The sequence below is a fragment of the Chryseobacterium sp. 2P genome (assembly GCF_059579425.1).
In genome coordinates, this window is record NZ_CM184194.1 from 4733994 (window position 1) to 4755624 (window position 21631).

Consider the following 21631-nt stretch of genomic DNA (forward strand, 5'->3'; position numbering starts at 1 on the left):
TTACTGTTTAGATATTAAAAAACCACTGCAATAGCGGTGGTTTTCTTAGTAATTAATCTTTCTTAATGTCTGCTTTTACATTCTGGTAGGATTTGTCTACTGCATCTGCACCTTTTTTAGCCGTTTTTTTGGTCCATTTTGCTGCATTTTTAACGCCTTTTTTGGTTGCATCATAACCTTTTTCTGCGGTTTTGCCGGTCCATTCTGCCCCGTCTTTGGCAGCCTTACCTACGGCTTTAGCATCTTTTTTTACCTCCTGCTTTACAGAATTTGTTTTTTGTGCAGATACTCCGATTCCGAATAAAAGAATCACTGCTGCTGAATATAATCTCTTTTTCATTTATAAAAATGTTTTTTTTGATTTTTCAACAAAAATCAGACCAATAATGTATAAAAATTTCAGAATAATTTAGTATCAGTGGATCATAGAAACATTATAAGCAAAAAAGTTGTATTGTGAAGGGAATTTAAATATCGTGCGACTACTGCTTTTGTAGTAGTTTTTTTGTTTAATTTGCAACAGTCAAATGATTTACAAATGAGATTCTTTATTGATGAGAAAAATTATTTTTTATCTAAAATTTTAGATGAATCAATCCTTTTCAACTATACAACCTCCTGGATTTTTTATGATCGGAATGAAGATCTGCATATTGATAATTATTTTGAAAAAGACAAAAAGATTTATTCGTTTCTATGGGCATATTCAGAGGATAATATTCTGTCTAAAATAGATGAATGGAAAAGAGCTTTCAAAAGATACGAAATAGAAATTCCGAAGGGAATGAAACAATATCAGAAGGATTATTATTTAAATTCCGGAAGAAAAGTGTATTTGGATGTCGTAGAGTCTGATATTAATTCTACAGAAAAAATGTTTAAGAGTTTTGCAGCTTTTAATAACGCAAAACATTTAGCCCAAATCATAGTTGATCATACGGTAATTTTTGATGATTTAGATTTAACATTTCTGGAGGATGAAAAAGCGGATAAGTTTAAAAAATATTTAAGTCTTTTGGATTCGGAATTCATTCATGCTATTGTTTTAAACGGGTATCATCATGCGGGAGAATTAATAAAAATTTTTGTTCATAAAAAGAACAATATAATTCTAAAAAATGCAGACAGTATTCCTTGGAATCTTTTTGAAAATACTTATGTTGAAAGAAATTTTAGTTGGTAAATGAAGGTAGAGAGAATTTTTCAAGATTTGGAGCATATAAGGAAAGATTTGCTAAAGATGTTATAAAAAATCCGGCTCAACAAAGCCGGATTAGTTATATAAATTAGAACTTTTTAAGCCTTCGCAATATTCAGAATCACTTCCATTGCTTTCTCCATACTTTCCAGAGCCACATATTCATATGGTCCGTGGAAATTGATTCCTCCCGCAAAAATATTCGGACAAGGAAGTCCCATGTAAGATAACTGCGCTCCATCGGTTCCTCCGCGGATTGCTTTAATCTTTGGTTCGATTCCTGCTTCTTTCATCGCTGCCGCGGCAAGATCTACGATGTGCATTTTTCCTTCAAACTGCTGCTTCATGTTTCTGTACTGCTCTTTAATTTCAATTTCGGCAGTCCCTTCGCCGTGTTTTTTGTTAAATTCAGCTACTTTTTCTTCCATGAATTTCTTTCTTGCCTCAAATTTATCAGCGTCGTGATCACGGATGATGTATTGCAATTTAGCCTCAGAAATATCTGCATTTAACTCCATTAAATGATAAAAACCGTCAAAACCTTTAGTCGTTGCAGGCGTTTCATTGGCAGGAAGCATCTGTGCAAATTCAGAAGCCAGTAAAGCGGCGTTAATCATTTTTCCGTACGCGTAACCCGGATGAACGCTCAATCCGTGGATTTTTACCACTGCTCCTGCAGCGTTGAAGTTTTCATATTCCAGTTCACCAACTTCTCCGCCGTCCATCGTGTAAGCAAATTCTGCCCCGAATTTTGCCACATCAAACTTATGTGCTCCTCTTCCGATTTCTTCATCGGGCGTAAATCCAACGGCAATTCTTCCGTGCTTGATTTCCGGATGAGCCATTAAATATTCCGCAGCCGTTACAATTTCTGCACAGCCTGCTTTGTCATCGGCTCCAAGAAGGGTATTTCCGTCTGTGGTAATTAAGGTCTGACCGATATATTTTTTTAAACTTTCAAATTTTGATGGCGATAAAGTAAATCCTGTTGTCTGATTCAAAACCAGATCTCCTCCGTCATAATTTTCCCAAACCTGTGGTTTTACATTCTCTCCGCTGAAATCCGGTGAAGTATCGTAATGCGAAATAAATCCGATGGTCGGTTTGTCATTATTCTCAAGATTAGAAGGAACATATCCCATGATATAACCATTTTCATCGATCGATACATTTTCAAGACCTATCGTTTTCAGTTCTTCCGTGATGTAGTTGGCGATATTCCACTGTCTTTCTGTAGAAGGAGTGGTTTCACTTTCTGCGTCGCTGGTTGAATAGATTTTTACGTAATTAAGAAAACGGTTCAGTAGCTTTTCTTTCCACAAAGGGCTGAATTCTATTGCGCTCATTATATTGGTATAAATTTCCTGTAAAGTTAGCAAATTTGATGCTCAGAATATCTTATTTGTACTCCATAATCGTTCTGTGAAGTGTTTTTATTTGTGTAAAATAATGAAAATCAGTTGTTTATAGTGTTTTTGCATAACTCTTAAGAACTTGTTTAGTTTTATTATATTTGAGAAAATCTAAATGTAAAAAATGTTTCTTACAGAATGTCCGCGTGATGCAATGCAGGGGTGGGGAGAATTCATCCCGACTGATAAAAAAATAGATTATATCAATTCTCTTATGGATGTGGGTTTTGATGTTCTGGACTGTCTGAGTTTTGTTTCTCCGAAAGCAATTCCGCAAATGGCAGATTCTGATGAGGTGGCGGAAAATATCGATAAATCCCGATCCAATACCAAAGTTTCTGCAATTGTTGCCAATTACAGAGGAGCTGAAAAAGCATTAAAACATCAGTCGGTAGACATTATCGGCTTTCCGTTTTCCATTTCCGAAACTTTTCAGCATAGAAATACGAATAAAAATCAGGAAGAAGCTTTTCAGGAGATTATTAAAATGCTGGAACTGGTAAAAAATGAAAACAGGCAGCTAAATATTTATTTTTCAATGGCTTTTGGAAATCCTTACGGCGAAATGTGGAAGTGGGAAGACGTGGATTTCTGGGCTCAGCGATTTTCTGAAATCGGAGTTAAAGAGATTTTACTTTCTGATACTACGGGAGTTGCAACGCCGGAAACCATTTCTCTTTTGTTCGGAAAAATTCCTTCAAAATATCCTGAAATAAATTTCGGAGCACATTTTCATAACCGTTATGAAGATTCTTATGCTAAGCTGAAAGCCGCTTACGATCAGGGATGTACGAGATTCGACAGTGCCATCAAAGGAATCGGAGGCTGTCCGATGGCGAAAGATGATCTGGTGGGAAATATGCCGACCGAACAGGTAATTAATTTTATGAGCGTAGAAAAGGCAGACCATAAACTCAATCTGCTGAACTTCGAAAGTTCTTACAACAAAGCGAAAGATATTTTTCATTTTTGAGGTATGACTAAGCTTTTTGTTACCATACTGATTGTTTTTTCTTCTGCGGTTTTTGCCCAGAAAGTAGAAAAACTGTTCAACGAAGAAAAATTTAAGGAATTAACCGGGCTTGAAAATGAAAGTCCTTCTTTTACAGGAGAAGAGCTTTACTATTTGGGATTTGCTTTTTTCAGGGAGGAAAATGACGACAAAGCAATAGAATATTACAACAAAGCTTTAAAAAAAGGCTTTGATAATGCTCTCGTATATTATCACATCGGATTGTCCCAAATGTATCAGAAAAAGTATGATGAGGCACTGAAAAATATAAATAAAGGTTTGGAGTCTGATCCTTTGGCGGAATTTTATTATGAAAAATTACGGATTTACAGCATCAGAGAAGATTCTGTTAATCAGGAAAAAACGTTTTTGGAAGCCCTTCAGAAATCTCGTCATAAAGATAACTGGTATGTAAAAATAGTCCTATTTGCAGGCAGTTTCTATTACACGCAGAAAGAGTATGCAAAATCTGAGAAAATCTATAAAGAAGCTTTGACTTCATTGCCAAAAGAATATGAACTGTATACCAAGCTGATAAAATCTTTAAATGTTCAGAATAAATTTTCAGAGGCAGATTCCTATTTTGAGAAAATGAGAACTTTCTATGAAAATAAAGAGCTTCCGGAGGATGAAATGAAGTTCAAAAATCTTAATGTGGATCAGTTCGACTGGAAAAACCAGGTTGTGAACATCCATAAATATTTTGAAAAGCCAAAAGAGATGCTTCAGCCTTTGTATGTTTTATATTTAATTAATGAAAAAGGAGACAAAGTGGAGCGTAAATTCAAAATTGAAAAAACGGTTCAGATAGAAAAAACAGATCCGCAATTCGTCATTTGTGAAGAAACGAAAAGCGGACATTCCACTTATCCAATCGGTTTTAAAGATGCCAGTTTTACTTTGGAAGATCTGAGAAAGGAAATTACGGACGTTCTTAATAATAAATACAGAGTTGCAGCTTCTTTCGAACATAATTAAAAAACAAATATGCAATCCATTATCTCACCTTCAGAACTAAAAAATCTTCCAACAGAAAATCTTATCATTCTTGATGCAAGAGCAGGAAAAGATGTTTATCAAAATTATCTGAATAAGCATATCAAAAAAGCGAGATTCATTGATCTGGATAAAGATCTTGCTGAAATTGGAGAGAACGCTGCTTTTGGAGGAAGACACCCTCTTCCGGAAATTAAAAAATTTGCAGAGACAATTTCAAATCTGGGAATTTCAGAAAATAACCATATTGTTATTTACGATGATAAAAACGGATCAAACGCTGCTGCAAGAGCTTGGTGGATGCTGAAAGCTTTCGGTTTTGAAAACGTTCAGGTTCTGGATGGCGGATTTCAGAATGCTGAAAAAGAAGGAGGTGAATTTTCTTCCGGTGAAGAATCTTTCGAAAAAGCGGACCTGATTCATAAAGAAAGCTGGCTTCTTCCTGTCTCAGATCTGGAAGCTGTTGAAAATGAATTAACAAAACAATCATCGACGGTTGTAGATGTAAGAGATTCATACCGTTACAGAGGCGAATCTGAACCAATTGATCTCGTTGCAGGACATATTCCCGGAGCAATCAATATTCCTTTTTCTGAAAATCTTGATGAAAACGGAAACTTCCTTTCACCGGAAATTTTAAGAGAAAAATATTCAAAATTGCTTGAAGGAAAGCCCGAAAATCTGATCATTCACTGTGGTTCCGGAGTAACGGCCTGTCATACCATTCTGGCTTTGGATTACGCAGGTTTTAAAATTCCGAATCTGTATGTAGGATCATGGAGCGAATGGAGCAGAAGAGAAGGGAAAGAAATTGCCACAGAATTATAAAAGCTTCCACAGACCGAAATCTGTGAAAGCTGAAGTGAAGGGTTGGTTAATAAAAAGGTGAATTTTTCTCTATTTTGTAACAGCTAAAGCTTCAAAATAATTTTTAAAGGAATTGATTTCCAGTGCAAAAACGCCGTCGTTTCCAATCATGTTAATCGGTCTCCAGAAACTTCCGTCGAAAAAGCTGATAAGTCCCTGATAAGAATTCAAACCATTCGGTTCGGTAACTCCCCACGGATTTCTCAGGATGATGTAGTTCTTTCCATTGAAAGTAGACCAGCCTAAAACCGTGTAAGCGTGATTTCCAACGATATTAGATCCGGTATAATCTTTTCCTGATCCGTACGTCCATGCAACCATCGGATTAATAGTCTTGCAGCTCATTGAGTTTTCTCTTACTACACCGAAAAGATCAAGCGCTGTTCTCGGTGAAGTGTAGTAATAATACGGTGTTTTGTTCGTAAGTTGTGCAACAGCTTTTGCAGGATCTCCGAAAGCCGTTTTAGAAATATCCGGTTTATCGTCATTTACATTCGTGATCCATTTGGCAAAAGCTTTTTCGTAAACAGCCGGCCAGATTTCTCCCGCATCGTTGCTTCTGCAATATACAGGATTGTTGTTGGAAGAGTTAATGATCGTATTATCAGTAACTTCCACAAGTCTTGTTGCCGCATCTTTTCCTCCGCCTTTTGTAAAAAACTGGATGGCATTGGTACGGTCTGTTTCTCCGGTTCCGGTGGCTCTCACTTTATGCTGAATAGTATAAGGATCTGCCCATGCAATAGCAGAAATAGCGGCAATAAAATAACAGTTGGCTACTGCACCCTGAATCGGGTCATTATACTCCGTCACGTCGTTGAAGAAATTTCCTCTGTCGCTCCATGAAGTTCCTGCAGGAGTCCATCCGTTTGCATTTCCCATCCCGAAAATAATATTTTTAATAGAAGGGGAGAGTACTTTATTGCTGATGGTGTTATTCAGCTTTGGGATATTCAGTACTACTTTTACATCGCCTTTGTCTAATCTGGCATTTTTTACAGCGATGCTGTTCAGGTCTTTTATTCCGGTACCTGAAAGATCATTGAGCGTTTTAATATTCGAAAGATTTACAGTTTCCAGCTTATCTGCAGCTCTTACTTTAATATCATCAGATTTCATAACTTTTACAGTGTTGTCGCTGTTAAGCTGCAGTCCGGCATACAAAGGAGAATTAAATTTGATGTCGAACAGTTCTGCGTAATTGGTTTCCAGGGTTTCTTCAAGAATCTGGTACGATTTTGCGTCTTTCCAGTCAAATGTTCTGCCGGTGATCGCTTCAGTTAGTGCATAAGGATTAATAACTCCTACAAACAGTTCTTTAGGTGCTTGGTCCATGATAATTGGTTTTTAAAGGTTAAGGTTAGAATTAATTTGGTTGATGAAATCGGGATTGTACAGATATAAAAACCGGTTGAACAGAGAAATTCCGAAATCATCATCCGGATGGATCTCGATTTTTTTTGAATTCACCTCAATCATTCTCTGGCTTCCTCCCACCATTGAAGGATCTTTTACAGAATCTTTTATTTTGCTGATTAAAGAAAGAAGCTGAAGAAAAATTTCTGTGTTGAATTTTCTTTGCTCAGATACAATCATTTTTTCATCCGTTTCGTAACCTCTGAAGATTTTCAGCTCGGCATTTCCGTCCTGTTCGGAAAATATAATCTGATATCGGTAAGCATACTGTGGCGGAACACTTCCGTTATTGAATGATACGATGATGGTATTGACTTTCATACTGTTGATTTCTGAAACCAAAATTATATCAGATTCATATTCTGTATGTTAGGGATTTCACGAAATATATATGGGGAAAAAACGGAAAATAAAAAAAGCTGCTTCAAAATGAAACAGCTCATTATTTTTTTTGGAAAAAATGATTTGAAGAAATTAAATTTTAAAGCATTCCAAGCTCAAATTTAGCTTCCTCACTCATCATGTCTTTGTTCCAGCTTGGTTCAAAGGTAAGCTCTAAGTCTACACTTTTTACATTTTCCACTTCTGCAACCTTATCTTTTACCTCCTGCGGAAGCGTTTCTGCAACCGGACAGTTAGGCGTTGTTAATGTCATGATAATTTTTACGTCCGCTTCATCGGAGATCTGAACATCATAAACCAACCCAAGTTCGTAGATATCTACCGGAATTTCAGGGTCATACACGGTTTTTAAAACACCGATGATTTCCTCACCGATGTCAGCAATCTGATCGTCTGTAAATTTCATTTTTTAATCTAAATTGATGTACCTTTTCAACAAATCTTCCTGACGCATGCGCCGGAAAATATTCGCCAAAGTTAAGACATCTTTTTCACAATAGTCAACTATTCTTTGCAAGTCTTTCTCTATGTAGTAGATTGATGAAACCATTGAGCCGTCAATATCATCTTTTGGAGTGGGAATTCCGAAAACATGAGCCAGCAGTTCCAGAGACACAAAACTTTTGTAATCCCCGAATTTCCAGAGTTCCATTGTATCGATATGCGGAATTTCCCAAGGCTTTTTTCCGAACATCTGAAACGGAGTAGGAGGCATCATTCCATTAATTAAATATCTTCTGGCAATCCACGGAAAGTCGAATTCTTTTCCGTTATGTGCGCATAAAATGACGTCGCGAAGTCTCGGGCTGTTAAAAATTTCACCAAATTCCAGAAGCATCTTCTTTTCATCATCACCCGCAAAGCTTTTGATCTTCAGCGTATCGTTTTTTTCGATCATTCCGATGGTAATGCAGATGATCTTCCCGAATTCTGCCATAATTCCGGCTCTTTCCACATAAAATTCCCCCGGAGAAACCTCATCTTTTCTCTGGAATCTCGTTTTCTTATCCCAAAGCATCTGTTCGGTTTCAGAGAGTTCTTCCCACAATCCAAATCCCGGAACCGTTTCAATATCAAGAAATAAAACTCTTTCTAAAGGAATATGCTGTATCATTTTTTATTCTTCGTAATGATTTGTTAGAAACTAAACCTCACAGGTTTCAAAAACCTGTGAGGTTTCCTGTATTCACAAATGTTTTTAAAAACTTATCCTACCTGCATTCCGTTCTTTGCCGGCAATGAAGGAGTTAAAAGGATAACGTCTTTTTTATCTTCTCCATAAACACCCAAAACCAGACATTCGCTGAAAAAATTGGCGATCTGTTTCTTAGGAAAATTTACCACTGCCAAAATCTGCTGACCGATCAGTTCTTCCTTCTGATATAATGAAGTAATCTGAGCGGATGATTTTTTAATGCCTAAATCTCCAAAATCTATTTCTAGCTGATAAGATGGGTTTCTTGCTTTCTCAAAATCGTTCACAGAAATAATGGTTCCGCATCGGATGTCTATTTTTTCGAAATCTTCCCACGAAATTTCGGGTTTTACAATCATGATAATGTGTTGATTAATTGTTCTACTTCAAGTTTCTGTTCAGCATACTTTTTCTGCAGTTCAGAACCTTCGCCCATTCTTTTGTAGTATTCAAGTGCTTTGCTGCCGAAATCTTTTTTATAAAAATCAGATACTTCAGGAATCTGAGGAAAAACCTTATGAAAAAGCATTTCGTAATATGCCTGAAATTCCCTTTCGCTTTTATCTTGAATAACGTGTCCCGGAGCTTTCTGCCGTACATGCAGCATTTCGTGGGCAATTAAATTTAAAACCAGATTCAGATCAAAATCGAACAAATTTTTAGGGATCATTACTTTCTGGGAACCTCCTAAAACGCCTTCTGCTGTTAAGACAAGAGAGTTTGGAAAAACCTCATCGCGAAGACCAAATCCTTCGAAATTTTCATGTTCGAGATTGAAGGAACGGATAATGTATTCTGCTGCATCAATAATCTGGTCGTGTTCCCTGTAAGCTTCTAAATGTAAAGCAACCTGTTCGAAATTCATCTTTTAAATATGTTTTAACAAATGTATTAAAATCCTGAAACTTAAGAATTATTTCATTCGATTTTCGTTAAAGATCATCATATTTTATTTTTTTAACAACATCCTGAATGTATAACAAAAAACCTCCTAAAAAGAATAGAAGGTTGCTAATAACACATAAATGATAATGAAAAATTTTATTTTTACTCGCCGAGTTAGTAGGAAAAAAGAAAAAATGTTACAGGAACTTTTCTGACTTTTCAGAAGCAATTTTACATCGAGAATTTTTTGTAACATTTTAAATTTTATGCTACAAACTGTGAAAAGATTCTGAATTTAAATTATCCGGAATTTTTACACAGTTATAGTTCAATTTAAGTTTCAAGGGCTCGGATCTTAGATCCGGCTCTTTTTGATGTATGAATATGACGGTTACTTTTTAATCCACCATTGGCTGTCCTTTCTGTCGGAACGTTTCACGCCGTTGTTTAAAGTATAGGCAAAACCAACGCCCAATGTCTGTTTCAGCTGTGTTTTCTGAACCTGATTATGGTCGTACATTAAATCCACAGTAATATTGGATGAAATAAATTTATTAACCTTTAAATTTAAGATCATTCCGTACGCAAGAACCAGTCTTTCCGGATGATCCAGATAATTGGAGAAAACGGATGCTGTATTGGTAATATTTACGTTCTCCATCAAATTGAATTTATAATAGGCTGTTCCCAGAAAACCATATTGTAAAATGGATGAATCGCCATCGGCTTTTAAACCGTAATTTCCTGCAAGCTGAAGATCTCTATCCAAAACAAAAGCCCATCTCGCGTTGCTCGGACGAAGGGTTACATTAATATTGTCATTGGGTCTGTAGGTAATCCCCATCCCGACATTCAGATAACCGGGAGCCATAAAATTGGATATTTTTTTTGCTTCCGGATTATTTCCGTCCTCATATCCTGCAGAAAACTGAGAAATCAGACCTGCTCCTACGGAAAGATACCAGCTTTTTGAAAACTTCTTTCCGTAATTTGTGGAAACATTAATAACATCCTGCGTTTTTCTTACACCAACTCCTTTCGTATCATTTTGTCCGTAATTTAAGAGGATGATATTTTCCCAAAGATCTTTATCTTTTTCATACGTAATGTTGTAATCCAGTGCAGCAAGCCATCCTACATTGTTGGCTCCTCCACCTACCCAGTTTGAGAAAGCGGCCTGATTAATCATCAGCGACTGTTTTCCTAAAACCGACCAGTGTTTAATGGTATCTGCTTTAATAGTTGCGGTGTCTGTAATAACAACCTGTGCATTGGCGAAAATTCCCAGAGAAAGAGAGAGTGTGAATAAAAACTTCTTCATGAGTTCAGGATTTCATTATACAAAATTCCTTACAAAAATATTAAATATAAATTTTATGGAAGGAAATTCAGTTTTAAGAATGACTTTCAGCCTTTACTTTTTAAATTTCAATGACAAAACAGAGAACTTTTGTATAAAAGCAGTGAAAATAATTACTTTTTGTCTGAAATAAATTTTCGAACAGATTTTTCATCGACAATTTTTCCGAAATTTATCCTTGGCTTTTCATTTGACGTAGAATCTTCATGTTAAAAAATAATATAATTTCCAAAAAAGCGCTGCTTTATCCTTTGCTTATGCTTGCAGCAATGTGGCTGGGTTTCTTTTTACAGATGCAGGGCTTTTTTCAGAGCTGTTTCGGGGCGATCATTCCATTGTTGCCGGAAGGCTTATTGGGAATTATAACGTCACCGCTTTTACACGGCAATCTAGAACATATTGTGGGAAACTCTATCCCGATCGCGGTGCTTATGTTTTTACTGTATCAGTTTTATCCTTTGGTTGCCAATAAAGTGTTTATCATGGGCTGGCTCGCTACAGGATTTTTGGTTTGGCTTCTTCCGCCAATAGATATCATGACGGGAGATTATCTTTATACCTGTACCATCGGAGCGAGTGGAGTAGTTTATGTTCTTGCGTTTTTCCTTTTTTTCAGCGGGGTTTTTAAATGGAATATGAAACTGCTCACGATTTCTCTGTTGGTCGTTCTGTACTATGGAAGTCTGATCTGGGGAATGCTTCCCGAAGAACTTTTCTCCAATCTTCAGGAACCCAGTAAAATTTCATGGCAGGCGCATCTTGCAGGTGGAATTGTGGGAGTAATTCTGGCTCTTTTATTTAAGAAAGTAGGCGATAAAAAGAAAAAATTCATCTGGGAATTTCCAAACTATTACAGTGAAAAAGATGATAAACTCTGGCAGGAATACAAAGAAAACCATCCCGAAGATTTTATGGAGCTGCCTTACAAAAAGAAAGACGATATCTGGGAAAGACTGGATGAACTGAGAGGTAAATAATTTTAAAAATTTTCTACATTTGTGAAAACAACACAAATGTATTCTGAAGAACATCTTTATTCCATTGCTCTGCGCGAGTGTAATTTAATCGGAGATATCAATTTTTATAAGCTTGTCCGTATTTTCGGAAGTGCCAAAAATGCCTGGGAAAACACCAAAAAGGAATACAAAAAGCTGGACGGATTCGGTTCTAAAATAATTTCAGACATTGGAAATCCTGCTCATCTGAAGTTTGCTGAAAATGAACTGAAGTTTTGTGAGACTAATCAGATCAAAATTAATCTAAGACATCTCCATGATCTTCCTAGACTCTTAAACGAGTGTGATGATGCTCCTGTAATTCTTTACCAAAAAGGACATTTTGATGATGCTAAACCAAAAATAAGCATGGTCGGAACTAGAAATATGACTTCCTACGGAAAACAATTTATTGAAGATTTTTTTAAGGAAACGTCATTCTGTAATTTTATTTCCGTGAGCGGTCTGGCTTTGGGAGTAGATAAAGAAGTTCATGAGCAGTCTCTTCATCATCAGGTTTCTACGGTTGCGGTTTTAGCCCATGGTTTCCACACATTGTATCCTTCAAAAAATAAAAAATTATCCGAAAAAATTCTTGAAGAAGGAGGAGCTTTATTCACAGAATTCAATTCATCCAAAAAGCCGGACCGCGAAAATTTTATTCAGAGAAACAGAATTGTTGCCGGAATTTCTCCTGCGACAATTGTGGTGGAAACAGCTTTTGGAGGTGGTTCAATCAGTACAGCAACGTTTGCCAATCAGTATAACCGCGAAGTATTTGCGCTTCCCGGAAAGATTACAGATAAACAAAGCCAAGGCTGTAATCATCTGATTTTTCAGAACAAAGCTTCGGCAATTTCCACGGTAAAAGATCTGGTTGAAAATTTAGGATTTAATAATCCGGAGGGCAGAACGGGAGAATTATTTCCTCATAGTGAAATTTCAATCCAATTAACTGAAAATCAAAATGAAATAGTTAAAATAATATCTGAAAATCCATACATTTCTCTGGATGATCTTGCTCATCAAACAGACCTTTCTTCACACAAAATTTTGCCAGTAATTTTAGAATTGGAACTTTTGGGGAAGGTAAAATCACTTTCGGGGAGACAATTTTTAGCAACCTGACAATTAACGATTTCTTAATATTGCATTATTTTAAACATAACATTTAATTTTTAATAAAATTAATCATTGAATTGCTGATTTAATAATATTAAGTCATTATATTATTAAATTTTCAACAATTGTTATTTAGGGTGTTGTGAATCTTGAAAAAAAAATTAAATTTGTTGGCAATAATATTCAACCCTAATATATGGAACAATATAATATTGACCAGAAAATCCAAGAATTTATAGCAAAAATTGAGGCAAAAAACCCTAATGAGCCAGAATTTTTACAAGCAGTAAAAGAAGTTGCGGTAACTGTAATTCCGTTTATCTTAACGAAAAAGGAATATACGGGAATGAAGCTTCTTGAAAGAATGGCGGAAGCTGAAAGAATTATCATCTTCAGAGTTCCATGGGTTGACGATAAAGGAGAAATCCAGGTAAACAGAGGGTTCAGAATCCAGATGAATTCTGCGATCGGACCATACAAAGGAGGAATCCGTTTCCATCCTACGGTAAACCTTTCTGTTCTTAAATTCTTAGCTTTCGAGCAGGTGTTTAAAAACTCTTTAACTACGCTTCCGATGGGAGGTGGAAAAGGAGGTTCGGATTTCGATCCTCAAGGAAAATCTGATATGGAAGTAATGCGTTTCTGCCAGGCTTTCATGACGGAAATGTGCAAACACATTGGTCCTGAAACAGACGTTCCTGCAGGAGACATCGGAGTAGGAGCAAGAGAGATCGGATATTTATTCGGGCAGTATAAGAAAATCAGAAACGAGTTTACGGGAGTTCTTACAGGAAAAGGTCTTGCGTACGGAGGTTCATTAATCCGTCCTGAAGCTACAGGATACGGAGTGGTTTACTTCGCTGAGCAGATGCTTAAGACAATTGGACAGACTTTCAAAGATAAAACGGTAACGGTTTCAGGTTTCGGAAACGTAGCTTGGGGAGTTATTAAAAAAATCTCTGAACTTGGTGGGAAAGTTGTAACGATTTCCGGACCGGACGGTTATGTATATGATAAAGACGGAATCGACGGCGATAAGATCGATTATCTGTTGGAATTAAGATCTTCCGGAAACAACAGAGCGGAAGATTATGTGAAGAAATATCCTTCTGCAGAATTCTTTGCAGGAAAACGTCCTTGGGAAGTGAAGTGTGATGTTGCTATCCCTTCTGCAACCCAAAACGAATTAGATCTTGACGATGCTAAATTATTGGTGGAAAACGGATGCGTTTGTGTAACAGAAGCAGCAAACATGCCTTCAACACTTGATGCAATTAACTATTTCTTAGACAATAAAGTATTGTTCTCTCCGGGGAAAGCTTCTAACGCAGGAGGTGTTGCGACTTCAGGTCTTGAAATGACGCAAAACTCAATCCGTCTGAACTGGACTTCTGAAGAGGTTGATGCAAGACTGAAAGAGATCATGATCGGAATTCACAAAGCGTGCAGAGACTACGGAAAAGAAGAAGACGGCTATGTAAACTACGTAAAAGGTGCCAATATCGCCGGATTCGTGAAAGTTGCTGAAGCAATGTTAGCTCAGGGAGTAGTATAAAATACAAAGGTTGGGAAAATTCCCGACCTTTTTTCATATAACCTGTTCCCGGGATTATAAATGGGAAAAAAGTAAAAAGTGAAAGGAGAAAGCGTTGATTATTCAGCGCTTTTTTTATTTTTAACGCTACGTTCGAAAGGTCTTGTTTTCGAATGATGCGGAATATTTTTCGATCGTAAAGGCATTTCATTCAGCTAATGATAATCATTTTAACTCAAATGAAATTAACATCTTCATGTCATTTCGACATAGGAGAAATCTATAACGTCTCAACCAAAGACAGATTCTTCACTTCGCTACGCTTCGTTCCGAATGACAATAAGAACTGCCAAAAAGTGAAAAATCAGTACATTTAATTCATGAAAAAGACATTTGAAAATATTGATGAATATATTGCTCTGTTTCCGGAGATTCGGGATAAATTAGAAAATCTCAGAAAACTGATTCTTTCACAAAGTTCTGAAATTGAAGAATATATTGGTTATCAGATGCCTGCTTTCAGATACAAAAATAAGCCGTTGGTCTATTTCGCAGGATATAAAAAACATATCGGATTTTATCCCGGAGCAGAAGGAATAAAAGAATTTGAGGCTGTATTTAAAAAAAGCAATTATAGATTTTCAAAAGGAGCGGTACAGTTTCCTGTAAATGAGGATCTTCCTGAAAATTTAATCAAGAAAATTGTTCAGTTCAGACTTGAGGAAATACATCACAAAAAATCCTGAAAAATGATTCAGGATTCTCTTTATTTGCATATCGATTATTTATTCAAAATTTTTATATTATGTTAAATACAGCTTTCATACAAAATTTCCTGTTTATACTTCTTTTAACTTGATTTATAATTATTTAAGATAAATTATAACGTTTGCTATTTACAAAAAAATCCTGAAACATTATATTTCAGGATCTTCTTTCTACTTCTTAAAAATTTAAATACTTACTTTTTCTTTTTGGATTTCTTCTCTTCTTTTATAGCGTCTGTGGATTTGATGGTGTCTGCTACAACTTCGGTATTGGCATTTACAGTGGTTTCGGCAGAGGCTGTTGTGGAAGGCGTTGCTGCTTCAACAGTGGCAGTGGTTCCTGTATTTTGGTTTTGACCGGATGCTCCGGAAGTTGTTCCCCAGTTTGTGGTTGCCTGTGAATTCTGCTGGGTCTGAGTAGTCGATGGATTATTAGAATTTGTGGACGGGTTTTGTTGTGATGTTCCCGTCTGAGCCGATACTGCGATTACTCCGACTAATGTAAACGCTGCTGTTAAAACTAACTTCTTCATAATATTAATATTTAAATGGTTGTTTAACTTAAACGCCGGCATTTTGTCTAATATTATGCGTGAAGTCTTTATTTAACGGACTTTATAATTATTTAAGACTGATTTTGAATTGGATATTATTTTCCTAAATTTTTCATAATTCGTTCTACAAATTCGTACGCAGCAGGGCAAATGACAGTATTTTTAATCATTAAATTATTGATCTGGTAGATCTTTTTTCTGTCGGTATGAGGATATTCTCTGCATGCTTTCGGGCGGACATCATAGATGGAGCATGTATTGTCTTCATTTAAAAAAAAGCAGGGTAAATTCTGAAGAACTTTATCATTGTCTTCATCTACACGAAGAAATTTTGCTTCAAAATCGGCAGGTTTCATGCGGAGATGCCTGGAAATTCTTTCAATATCCTTTTCGGTATAAAGCGGCCCCGTTGTTTTACAGCAGTTGGCGCACTGCAGACAGTCTATTTTTTCAAAAACCTCTTCATGTGTTTCCTGAACGATATAGTCCAGATTTTTTGGCGATTTCTTTTTCAGCCCCTCCAGAAATTTTTTATGTTCTTTCTGCTTTTGTAATGCCTGTTTTTTATAAAATTTTAAATCCATTTATTCTTTTTCTTCCATGAATACCGGAAGTTCTGCTTTTTGATAGTCACTTATTTTATCCAGATTCAGCACCGTGGAGAGATTATCTTTATCAGGATAATACATCGGGATAAATTTTGCACCGTATACGATTTCTTTGGTTACATAAGAGGTTCTCTGCACTACCGTATTTGAAAAAACCTCGTCAAAAGCGCGGATATGAACAATAATTTCAATTCCTGTATTTTTAAAATCGTCTTCTGAAAACCCGTAAAAAGGAGACTCTTCATCAATTTCATGTACAATTGTCCAGTTCAGAGCCAAAGTATTGATTTTGCTGAGCTGCGTTTTCAGCTGATAAAAATTAATTTTCGGAGAGCTGTTTTCCATCACCTCAATGGCGGTAGTAATAACAACATCTGCATCCGTTAATGCATTGTTTTTATAGGGAGCCAGCCTGAACATTAATGCTGAAGTTTCTTTAAAAGGTGCGACAACGGCAACATCAGAAAACTTCAGATACGCTCTCGGTCTTGAAAATCTTCCGTAAAAAAGTCCCGTGGCAATGGCAAAGGTAAGCAATCCTAAAAAAGCCTCAAAAGTAGCCACCAGACTTGCCATGAAACCTACCGGAGCAATTCTTCCGTATCCTACTGTGGTAAACGTCTGGGAGCTGAAGAAAAACACATCGATGAATTCATTTACCGGATTACTTTTATCGATTCCTGTTAAATGTTCTACACCAATGAGATAATAAATTAAAGCAAAAAATAAATTCACTAAAACATACGCAATCACCAGATAAGAAAGAAAATTGAATGTGGATAAATCCAGCATCGTATGATACCAACTGTATCTGTTGAAAATATTCACTCCTTTTCTGTTAACGTTCGGAAGACCGTCCTTATTAATGAATCTTCCCGAAACATTGCTGCCAAAACCACTGTTTTCGGTGTTTTTCTGCTGAATTTTTTTTCTGAATCCCCGTGCCATTTTTATATCATTTTTGTTTTTACTTTTTCTGTTGATTCTAAATTTGAAAAATAAGTTAATCTACCGATTTATCCAAAATCAACATACAAAGATAAAATATTGTTGTGATGAAATTTGCAAAAGCCTTTATGAAAATTTTTAGTTAAAATATGAAAATTTCAGCTTGATTTTAATGGCAAAAAGCAGCTCGTAGAATTCTTTCATTTCTTTCTGAAAAAGGTTAAAAAATAAAACAATTTTCTCTTCAAAATTTCCAAAAAATCTTTCGAAAATTTTTCTCATTGATTTTCAATTATCTATGAGTTTTTATCGAAAATAATTATAAATCAATTTAATACGACGAGTTTTGTCGCCATGCCGGACGATATTTGCAGTATAGAAAAACAGAGAAATGAAAAGAGACTTTGAAACTCAGGGTGGACATACTTTAGCCTGAAGACCACCTAAAAAAATAAGGCTAAAACCTGAAGTGACTCTACTAAAAAGAGGCTTCAAATCTTAACCTTTATAAAACCAAACAAATTTACAAAATGTCAGGAAAAAACAATGCGTCTCAGACGCTTTTCAGATTCGTGAGCTTAAGAAATCCACAGCTTACAGAAACCAAAGAAAGAAATTTAGGATTTATCCACAGACCAAAAGGAGTTACCGGAGCTTTCGATACTGCCGTTGCAGGAAAATCTTCAAGAGCATCAAAGCTCTCAGAAATGACAAATGCGGCAAGAACATTCAGCAATTCAGGATTCGAAACCGAAAAGAAAATTGAAGAAGGAGAATTCGGGAAACTTCTGATCATCGGGAGAAAGATTTCTAAAAGAGAAGAACTTAACGCTAATGAATTAAGCTATGTAAAAGATTATTATTTAAATCTTATCGATGCGAACAAAGAGCTTACAGCAGATGGAATCAAAATCTTTTCAACTCTTTGGAACAATTATATTTTCCAGATCGTTACTCAGGGAGATTTCTATGTGAAAGAAGCAATCAGCCATATTTTAATGGCAATCCATATTGGCTTTGCCCAAAGTATGAATTTAGCGGATCCTGAAATTATTAAGGTTAACGGATCAAAACCATTGGAAAAAGCCTTGGACGGAAAAATCGTTTTGCCTAAGTTTTTATTCTCTGAAGATGTCGTTACTGCTGGATCTGTTTCTTCAAGAGCCGCTTCCGGAACATCGGCTAATGTTTTGAGTGCAAGAACTTCGCAAAGATTAAAATCTGAAACACAGGCTTTATTGGCTGCCAACAAAGCACTTCATCAAAAAGAAACTTTGGAAAAGCTTAACGCAGAATTGGAAAAGCTTCAGAAGAAATATCATAAATCCTCATATCAGGCTTATCAGGATGAATATGCAAGATATCAGGAAGAAAACAGGGAAGCTCTGGAAGCCTATGAAAGAAAACTGGCAGAAATCGAAAGTAAGATCACTGAAGACACTCCGGAAGAAGAAAAAAATCGGATGTATGAGGAATTGAAGAGATATGAGGTCGCTCCTTTTCAGTTTTCTTATAAAAATGAGATCAATTTGCCGGATCTGAAGGAAAAACTTTCCCCCGAATCTTTTGATATCTTCATCAAGCTTTTTGCAGAGTTTGATCACCAGAAAGCCTCCGAAGAAGCTGTAAAAGACGGAGTCAGAATCCTTTCTGACAATACTTTAAGAATCGGTTCCCAAAACATCACGCTTGATGATGAATTAGAAAGTTATTCAGATGCCTTAAATATTGTTGGAAGTCATATTTCTTCTTCTATGCAGACGGCTCTGGAAAACTCACCACTTCAGCAGCAGCAGTATGTTAACCTTGCAGGAGCATCTGTTCCGGTGGTACAAAGTACGGCAAGAACACCGATGGCATATAGTTTTTATGCTCACAATACATTCGGATTTGCAGGAACAGGAGGATTTGTTAATTTCTCTTTTGAGGTCGCAGATTCTTCATGGAGTGTGGCTTCTGTAAAGATTATTGCTACAACCGATACCGCAGGAAGTTTTGAAGAAAATTTCAGCAATATTCCGGTAATTAATGATAAAATTACACTACCAACGTGTCTTATCAATAAATTCAGAGCAAATCTTGCTTTCAGAATCGAAATTATTTTTGATAATGGAAGTAAAGCATCCGCAGATCTTGGACAATTGTACCCAAAAGAAGATATCAGTCTAACCGGAATGCTTACTCTGACAAGAGGGGTAGCTGAAAATCCGGAAGAACCGGAGAATGTAAAAATCCAAAAACGCAGAAACTTCGGAATCAAAAGACTTGGTGTCGCTGATTATCTGAAAGTCGTGCAGAGTGTTCATGCGTATGTTCCGGGAGAAGTTTCCAATATTGAGAACGTGATGGCAAGTGAACTGAGACACAAATCTTCTGTAGCAAGGGATTATTCTGAAATTACGGATACGACTTCCAAGTCTCAGGAAACAGAAAAAATCTCAGATACGACCAAAACTTCCAGAACGGATATGCAGACGGAGGTGGCCAAAGAACTTGAAAAAGACCAGAGTATCACTGCTTATGCAAGATATAGTTATGGTGCAGGTAAAACAGTATTTGAGATGGGGGCAGACTATGCGAACAATACAGCTCAACATGACAGCACGAGACAGGCAGTTGCTAAATCTCAGGAAATCACGGAAAGAGCGATGGAAAGAGTTTTAACCAAAGTTTCTGAAGAAAGGATACAAAAGATCATTAAAGAATACACGGAAACCAATGTTCATGAATTTGACAACAGAGGAAGGGTAACCAAAACGGATAATGCCGATGCAGCGCAGCCTAAACATATTACAGGGGTTTACAGATGGATCGACAAGAAGATGAAAAACCAGATTTACAATTATGGGGTACGTACTATGTTTGAATTTATGGTTCCTGAACCTTCAAGACTGCACCGTCTGGCAGTTGCCGTTGCAAAAGCGCAGGTACTTACGGCTCCGGTAGATCCGAGAACCGCACCGGAAAGAGCATGGACAATGCCAAATCCAAAGTCTGCAACTATTGAGCAAATCCAGCACTGGGCACAGATTTATGGAGTTACCCTTACAAGTTTACCAGATTCCAATAAGTCAGTTTCCGATACTAAGGTTAGTGGAGGAGATACAGGAGTGATGGAATATGCTGTCCCACAAAATTATATTTGTGAAAGCTTAAGCGGAAGAGTGGAATATGTAAGAACAAAAGGCTGGCATAACGCAAAAGTATGGGTGTATCATCCAACCAACGGATCAGAAATAGCTTATACTTCAAATGGCGGAACTTCATTTGGAACATATGGGGGAGTCAATACGGAAGGAAGTGTAAAAGTACCTTACAAAGGAAAATACTTATCTACTGTAACATTAATGATCACTCTAAACTGTAGACTTTCAGATTCATTCATTCAAAACTGGAAAACAGAAAGTTTTAACGCTATCATTAAAGCCTATGAAGAAGCGTACAAAAAGTTTCAGGAAGAACAAAAACGTTTAGACGACGAGCAAAAAGCTAAAGAAACAGAAGCTAAAGAAAAACAGGGGAATTTCTACCGTTATATGGAGCATGATACCCTGAAGCATAACTGTATCGCTTATCTGTTGCAGGATTACCTTAACTCAAATACATTAGGCTATGAATCAACAAACGCATTGAATGATAATACCAAAATGGATAACTTCCAAGTATACCTTAATGATAATCTTGATCAGTATGCTGCTTTGGCAAAGTTCATGGAACAGGCATTTGAGTGGGAAATCATGGATTATACCTTCTATCCGTACTATTGGGCGAACCGTAAAAGCTGGCAGGAATTCTACCTTACCGAAAGTATGGATCCTTTGTTCAGAAGTTTCCTTCAGGCAGGGATGGCGAGAATCATTGTAACTGTAAAACCGGGCTTTGAAGCCGCTGTACAGTTCTTTATGGAAACAGGAATTATCTGGAACGGAGGTGCTGTTCCTGTGATCGGAGACCCAATGTATATGTCTATTGTAGACGAGATGAGACAGCCTACAGGAGTTCCGCAAGGGAAATACTGGATCACAAGAGTTCCTACAACCCTTACGATTCTTCAGGCATCTTCTACAGGATTACCGGTTGATCCGCTGCATCCGCTTCCACTGTTCCGTGAAGATTATCCGGAAAATTGTGAAAACCGTGATGAACTGGAGTTTGAAACAAGCTTCAAATTGGATACAGAGGCGCAGTTGGCTCATAGTGATGGAGCGACAACGTTGCCAAAAGAGCTAACTACCATTTTCAATAAATAATAAATGTTTAACCTGCTTTCTCAACAAATTCCTCTTAAAAAAGGGGAGTTTGTGAGAAAGTTTTAAAAATTAATATTATGTATTATTATAGACCAATAGGGGTAAACTCT

General features: G+C 36.6%; 22 protein-coding genes. 9 read left to right on the top strand and 13 right to left on the bottom strand.

The window, feature by feature from the left end:
• Positions 1–52 precede the first annotated feature (52 nt).
• A complete protein-coding gene (locus AC52CF_RS21750; RefSeq protein WP_214587704.1) occupies positions 53–340 on the bottom strand; it encodes a hypothetical protein in 288 nt (95 codons plus the stop codon).
• Positions 341–538: 198 nt separating this feature from the next.
• Here AC52CF_RS21750 and AC52CF_RS21755 point away from each other — a divergent pair, with 198 nt between their 5' ends.
• Positions 539–1183, top strand: coding sequence for a hypothetical protein (locus AC52CF_RS21755; RefSeq protein WP_214587703.1), 645 nt, complete (start codon positions 539–541; stop codon positions 1181–1183).
• Between the two features lie 113 nt (positions 1184–1296).
• Here the strand turns inward: AC52CF_RS21755 and pepT are convergent, their stop codons facing one another.
• A complete protein-coding gene (pepT, locus tag AC52CF_RS21760; protein ID WP_496517673.1) occupies positions 1297–2544 on the bottom strand; it encodes a peptidase T in 1248 nt (415 codons plus the stop codon).
• A 190-nt stretch (positions 2545–2734) separates the two neighbouring features.
• Here pepT and AC52CF_RS21765 point away from each other — a divergent pair, with 190 nt between their 5' ends.
• The 3 genes from AC52CF_RS21765 to AC52CF_RS21775 are packed head-to-tail and all read left to right on the top strand — an operon-like array spanning position 2735 to position 5446.
• Entirely contained in the window at positions 2735–3583 is an 849-nt protein-coding gene (locus AC52CF_RS21765) for a hydroxymethylglutaryl-CoA lyase (protein WP_214587701.1), read from the top strand.
• 3 nt (positions 3584–3586) lie between these two features.
• Positions 3587–4600 carry a tetratricopeptide repeat protein gene (locus AC52CF_RS21770; RefSeq protein ID WP_496517674.1) on the top strand — a complete coding sequence of 338 codons (1014 nt, stop codon included), beginning with the start codon at positions 3587–3589 and terminating at the stop codon, positions 4598–4600.
• A gap of 9 nt (positions 4601–4609) precedes the next feature.
• The gene (locus AC52CF_RS21775; RefSeq protein ID WP_496517675.1) at positions 4610–5446 is read left to right on the top strand and encodes a sulfurtransferase; all 837 of its coding nucleotides are present in this window, start codon (positions 4610–4612) and stop codon (positions 5444–5446) included.
• Between the two features lie 69 nt (positions 5447–5515).
• Here AC52CF_RS21775 and AC52CF_RS21780 read toward each other — a convergent pair whose 3' ends face one another.
• The 7 genes from AC52CF_RS21780 to AC52CF_RS21810 all read right to left on the bottom strand — a co-directional run bounded on the left by AC52CF_RS21780 (position 5516) and on the right by AC52CF_RS21810 (position 10704).
• Entirely contained in the window at positions 5516–6820 is a 1305-nt protein-coding gene (locus tag AC52CF_RS21780) for a C2 family cysteine protease (protein WP_214587698.1), read from the bottom strand.
• A gap of 12 nt (positions 6821–6832) precedes the next feature.
• Entirely contained in the window at positions 6833–7222 is a 390-nt protein-coding gene (locus tag AC52CF_RS21785; RefSeq protein ID WP_496517676.1) for a hypothetical protein, read from the bottom strand.
• A gap of 160 nt (positions 7223–7382) precedes the next feature.
• On the bottom strand, positions 7383–7709 hold the full coding sequence (locus AC52CF_RS21790) for an SUF system Fe-S cluster assembly protein (RefSeq protein ID WP_087711919.1): 327 nt from the start codon (positions 7707–7709) through the stop codon (positions 7383–7385).
• A gap of 3 nt (positions 7710–7712) precedes the next feature.
• The gene (locus AC52CF_RS21795; RefSeq protein WP_496517677.1) at positions 7713–8417 is read right to left on the bottom strand and encodes a 3'-5' exonuclease; all 705 of its coding nucleotides are present in this window, start codon (positions 8415–8417) and stop codon (positions 7713–7715) included.
• 92 nt (positions 8418–8509) lie between these two features.
• Positions 8510–8857, bottom strand: a complete 348-nt coding sequence (locus tag AC52CF_RS21800; RefSeq protein WP_496517678.1) for a tRNA-binding protein — start codon at positions 8855–8857, stop codon at positions 8510–8512.
• A complete protein-coding gene (locus AC52CF_RS21805; RefSeq protein ID WP_496517679.1) occupies positions 8854–9363 on the bottom strand; it encodes a hypothetical protein in 510 nt (169 codons plus the stop codon). The genes AC52CF_RS21800 and AC52CF_RS21805 overlap by 4 nt, the downstream gene beginning before the upstream one ends.
• 411 nt (positions 9364–9774) lie before the next feature.
• Positions 9775–10704 (bottom strand): DUF3078 domain-containing protein, encoded by a 930-nt coding sequence (locus AC52CF_RS21810; protein WP_496517680.1) that lies wholly within the window; start codon positions 10702–10704, stop codon positions 9775–9777.
• A 245-nt stretch (positions 10705–10949) separates the two neighbouring features.
• Between AC52CF_RS21810 and AC52CF_RS21815 the strand changes: the two genes are divergently transcribed.
• The 4 genes from AC52CF_RS21815 to AC52CF_RS21830 all read left to right on the top strand — a co-directional run bounded on the left by AC52CF_RS21815 (position 10950) and on the right by AC52CF_RS21830 (position 15140).
• Positions 10950–11720 carry a rhomboid family intramembrane serine protease gene (locus tag AC52CF_RS21815; protein WP_496517681.1) on the top strand — a complete coding sequence of 257 codons (771 nt, stop codon included), beginning with the start codon at positions 10950–10952 and terminating at the stop codon, positions 11718–11720.
• A 36-nt stretch (positions 11721–11756) separates the two neighbouring features.
• Positions 11757–12866, top strand: a complete 1110-nt coding sequence (dprA, locus tag AC52CF_RS21820) for a DNA-processing protein DprA (RefSeq protein WP_496518226.1) — start codon at positions 11757–11759, stop codon at positions 12864–12866.
• Between the two features lie 190 nt (positions 12867–13056).
• On the top strand, positions 13057–14415 hold the full coding sequence (gene gdhA / locus AC52CF_RS21825) for an NADP-specific glutamate dehydrogenase (RefSeq protein ID WP_214587691.1): 1359 nt from the start codon (positions 13057–13059) through the stop codon (positions 14413–14415).
• A 359-nt stretch (positions 14416–14774) separates the two neighbouring features.
• Positions 14775–15140 (top strand): iron chaperone, encoded by a 366-nt coding sequence (locus tag AC52CF_RS21830; RefSeq protein WP_214587689.1) that lies wholly within the window; start codon positions 14775–14777, stop codon positions 15138–15140.
• A 215-nt stretch (positions 15141–15355) separates the two neighbouring features.
• Here the strand turns inward: AC52CF_RS21830 and AC52CF_RS21835 are convergent, their stop codons facing one another.
• From AC52CF_RS21835 to AC52CF_RS21850, 4 genes are all read right to left on the bottom strand, one after another.
• Complete coding sequence (locus AC52CF_RS21835; protein WP_214587688.1) at positions 15356–15694, bottom strand: hypothetical protein; 339 nt, start codon at positions 15692–15694, stop codon at positions 15356–15358.
• 116 nt (positions 15695–15810) lie between these two features.
• Positions 15811–16299 carry a YkgJ family cysteine cluster protein gene (locus tag AC52CF_RS21840; protein ID WP_214587687.1) on the bottom strand — a complete coding sequence of 163 codons (489 nt, stop codon included), beginning with the start codon at positions 16297–16299 and terminating at the stop codon, positions 15811–15813.
• Positions 16300–17271, bottom strand: a complete 972-nt coding sequence (locus AC52CF_RS21845; protein ID WP_214587686.1) for an ion channel — start codon at positions 17269–17271, stop codon at positions 16300–16302. It lies immediately after the preceding gene.
• Positions 17272–17409: 138 nt separating this feature from the next.
• The gene (locus AC52CF_RS21850) at positions 17410–17553 is read right to left on the bottom strand and encodes a hypothetical protein (RefSeq protein ID WP_214587685.1); all 144 of its coding nucleotides are present in this window, start codon (positions 17551–17553) and stop codon (positions 17410–17412) included.
• A 248-nt stretch (positions 17554–17801) separates the two neighbouring features.
• On the opposite strand from AC52CF_RS21850, the gene AC52CF_RS21855 reads away from it, so the two are divergent.
• On the top strand, positions 17802–21521 hold the full coding sequence (locus AC52CF_RS21855) for a caldesmon family protein (RefSeq protein ID WP_375191185.1): 3720 nt from the start codon (positions 17802–17804) through the stop codon (positions 21519–21521).
• The last annotated feature ends 110 nt before the right edge of the window (positions 21522–21631 follow it).

Coding starts and splice junctions, on each gene's coding strand:
- AC52CF_RS21750 (WP_214587704.1), bottom strand. CDS start 340: ATGAAAAAGAGATTATATTCAGCAGCAGTGATTCTTTTATTCGGAATC.
- AC52CF_RS21755 (WP_214587703.1), top strand. CDS start 539: ATGAGATTCTTTATTGATGAGAAAAATTATTTTTTATCTAAAATTTTA.
- pepT (WP_496517673.1), bottom strand. CDS start 2,544: ATGAGCGCAATAGAATTCAGCCCTTTGTGGAAAGAAAAGCTACTGAAC.
- AC52CF_RS21765 (WP_214587701.1), top strand. CDS start 2,735: ATGTTTCTTACAGAATGTCCGCGTGATGCAATGCAGGGGTGGGGAGAA.
- AC52CF_RS21770 (WP_496517674.1), top strand. CDS start 3,587: ATGACTAAGCTTTTTGTTACCATACTGATTGTTTTTTCTTCTGCGGTT.
- AC52CF_RS21775 (WP_496517675.1), top strand. CDS start 4,610: ATGCAATCCATTATCTCACCTTCAGAACTAAAAAATCTTCCAACAGAA.
- AC52CF_RS21780 (WP_214587698.1), bottom strand. CDS start 6,820: ATGGACCAAGCACCTAAAGAACTGTTTGTAGGAGTTATTAATCCTTAT.
- AC52CF_RS21785 (WP_496517676.1), bottom strand. CDS start 7,222: ATGAAAGTCAATACCATCATCGTATCATTCAATAACGGAAGTGTTCCG.
- AC52CF_RS21790 (WP_087711919.1), bottom strand. CDS start 7,709: ATGAAATTTACAGACGATCAGATTGCTGACATCGGTGAGGAAATCATC.
- AC52CF_RS21795 (WP_496517677.1), bottom strand. CDS start 8,417: ATGATACAGCATATTCCTTTAGAAAGAGTTTTATTTCTTGATATTGAA.
- AC52CF_RS21800 (WP_496517678.1), bottom strand. CDS start 8,857: ATGATTGTAAAACCCGAAATTTCGTGGGAAGATTTCGAAAAAATAGAC.
- AC52CF_RS21805 (WP_496517679.1), bottom strand. CDS start 9,363: ATGAATTTCGAACAGGTTGCTTTACATTTAGAAGCTTACAGGGAACAC.
- AC52CF_RS21810 (WP_496517680.1), bottom strand. CDS start 10,704: ATGAAGAAGTTTTTATTCACACTCTCTCTTTCTCTGGGAATTTTCGCC.
- AC52CF_RS21815 (WP_496517681.1), top strand. CDS start 10,950: ATGTTAAAAAATAATATAATTTCCAAAAAAGCGCTGCTTTATCCTTTG.
- dprA (WP_496518226.1), top strand. CDS start 11,757: ATGTATTCTGAAGAACATCTTTATTCCATTGCTCTGCGCGAGTGTAAT.
- gdhA (WP_214587691.1), top strand. CDS start 13,057: ATGGAACAATATAATATTGACCAGAAAATCCAAGAATTTATAGCAAAA.
- AC52CF_RS21830 (WP_214587689.1), top strand. CDS start 14,775: ATGAAAAAGACATTTGAAAATATTGATGAATATATTGCTCTGTTTCCG.
- AC52CF_RS21835 (WP_214587688.1), bottom strand. CDS start 15,694: ATGAAGAAGTTAGTTTTAACAGCAGCGTTTACATTAGTCGGAGTAATC.
- AC52CF_RS21840 (WP_214587687.1), bottom strand. CDS start 16,299: ATGGATTTAAAATTTTATAAAAAACAGGCATTACAAAAGCAGAAAGAA.
- AC52CF_RS21845 (WP_214587686.1), bottom strand. CDS start 17,271: ATGGCACGGGGATTCAGAAAAAAAATTCAGCAGAAAAACACCGAAAAC.
- AC52CF_RS21850 (WP_214587685.1), bottom strand. CDS start 17,553: ATGAGAAAAATTTTCGAAAGATTTTTTGGAAATTTTGAAGAGAAAATT.
- AC52CF_RS21855 (WP_375191185.1), top strand. CDS start 17,802: ATGTCAGGAAAAAACAATGCGTCTCAGACGCTTTTCAGATTCGTGAGC.